Source organism: Vibrio sp. Vb0667 (genome assembly GCF_033391095.1).
This window is the reverse complement of the sequence record NZ_JAWPOL010000095.1, coordinates 1-1,895: the sequence shown is the minus strand read 5'-3', so window position 1 is coordinate 1,895 and position 1,895 is coordinate 1. Positions and strand designations below refer to the sequence as shown.

Sequence of the window (1,895 nt, the reverse complement as noted above, 5' to 3'; positions counted from 1 at the left end):
GTTTTCCTTACAGTTGAGCTCACTCAGTGACGAGGCTTATACCAGAATACGATCATTACGACATGATGAAAGACCAACTGACGATCTCGATATCAACCATCAATGGCTCCAAGCATTGGTATTTCAGTAAACGGATGCAACGCAACCTAAAAACCTTTTTAGGGCTATTTGTACTGACTTTGGCAGCTACCGCCATTCTCATAAACCATCTCTACGCGCGGGTCGATAGCGCAGCGATGAAACAAGCGCAGCTCACCGAGCACTCACGCAGCATGGGCGAAGAGCTCAGTACATTAAAGGCGTTGAAGTCTGAACTAGAAAACGACCTTTCAGAGCGAGAGGAGCGGGTTCAGTTGGTTTCCGAGCGCTTAGGCGAGCTAGAAAAAGTGCTTGGCGTGGACAATCACGCCACCAATGAAGATTTGGATACTCGACTGGATTCAGCAGCGATCACTTCGAATGTACGAACGCTGATGCTCAATCAAATTCCAAACGGTTCGCCAGTAGGTAAAGTTCGACTTTCATCCGGTTTTGGCAAACGTATTCATCCTGTCACCAAGGTAGCGAAAATGCACCGCGGATTAGATTTCGCGGTGAACATCGGAACAAAAATTTATGCCCCTGCCGATGGCGTGGTGGAAGTCACTCGTCGCAGCAATACCGGCTCTGGCAACTTTCTGAGGCTACAGCACTCTTTCGGTTTTACCAGTTCTTACTCGCACTTAAAGAAATTCAAAGTGCAAAGCGGCCAATTCGTAAGAAAAGGCGATTTGATTGGGATTTCTGGCAACAGTGGGCTCTCTTCTGGCCCACATCTGCACTACGAAGTGCGCTTTGTCGGACGAGCATTGAACCCAAAACCGTTTGTTGATTGGAGCCTTAATAATTTTGAAGATATCTTTACTAAGGAGCGAAAAATACGATGGGAATCTTTGATAAAAACCGTGGAACAACGAGTAGCTCAGCAGCTTCAACTCTCATCGCCAAAGGCTGTACTGTTAGCGGAGAACTCAAAGTAGAAAACGACGTCCAGATTGACGGCATCGTCGATGGTCAACTGAATGTCGAAGGCACGTTAGTCGTTGCAGAAAGCGGTAGAGTCACTGGCGATGTGTATGCCAAGCAGCTGATCATCAATGGTATTCTGGACGGAAACTGTCACGCAGAGCACATTCAAGTACTCACCAAAGGTCGTGTCAGTGGCAAAATCTGGAGCAACAATCTGAGCATTGAACCGGGCGGTAAGTTCTTCGGTGAAGCAGCAGAATTGCCAGAAAAAGAAGTGGTCAGCCTGAAAGGCAAAGTGCAAGAAAGCGCAACGGCGAAAGACAACAGCGCCAACACTGAAAAGCGACTCGCGCGCAAAAGCGCATAAAAAAGACGGCGATTAAGCCGTCTTTTTCGTTTTACTGTTTGCATCCAATGTCTGGTTTTACATCGGGTTGAGAATCAGCGCAGAACGCTTGGCATTCGGACCAAACGCCGATGCCGCACGTGCTTTCACTTCTTCTAGTGTTACGCTCTTAGCGGCTTTCTCCACATCCAACACAACATCCAATCCGTAGTCGTGCGCGAGGTAGCGGCTGTAAACCCAAGCGCGAGAACCAGGGTTGTCACCCAATCCTTGCATCGCGACAGCAAGCTGCTTGGCCGCGGTGTCGACTTCTTTCTGGGTAATGTTGATCGCGAGATCGTCGAAAACCTTATCCAACAGTTTATCCATCAAACCCACATCTTTTGGATCCACCTGCGATTCAAACAACCAGTCCGAAATCGGCTCACCATCTTGCGTCATCGTATAAATGCTAGGGCTGTAATCTAAGCTTGATTCTTCACGGAACGTCTCCAGTACTCGTGCGGCACTGATGCGCTCCAGAATGTCTTCTATCACCGTG

Annotated in this window: 2 protein-coding genes and 1 pseudogene; 2 read left to right on the top strand and 1 reads right to left on the bottom strand. The window is 48.3% G+C overall.

The features are described 5' to 3' along the window. Positions 1-65: 65 nt before the first annotated feature. Positions 66-1,019, top strand: coding sequence for a M23 family metallopeptidase (locus R8269_RS23650; protein WP_005455166.1), 954 nt, complete (start codon positions 66-68; stop codon positions 1,017-1,019). Continuing rightward, positions 923-1,375 (top strand): bactofilin family protein, encoded by a 453-nt coding sequence (locus R8269_RS23645; RefSeq protein WP_017447171.1) that lies wholly within the window; start codon positions 923-925, stop codon positions 1,373-1,375. The genes R8269_RS23650 and R8269_RS23645 overlap by 97 nt, the downstream gene beginning before the upstream one ends. Before the next feature lie 57 nt (positions 1,376-1,432). On the opposite strand, the pseudogene R8269_RS23640 reads toward R8269_RS23645, so the two are convergent. After that, positions 1,433-1,895 (bottom strand): annotated as a pseudogene (locus R8269_RS23640) (insulinase family protein); the annotation flags it as partial.

What these genes read in the sequence shown, in the direction of transcription:
- R8269_RS23645 (WP_017447171.1), top strand. Translation starts at nt 923, where the DNA reads ATGGGAATCTTTGATAAAAACCGTGGAACAACGAGTAGCTCAGCAGCT.
- R8269_RS23650 (WP_005455166.1), top strand. Translation starts at nt 66, where the DNA reads ATGAAAGACCAACTGACGATCTCGATATCAACCATCAATGGCTCCAAG.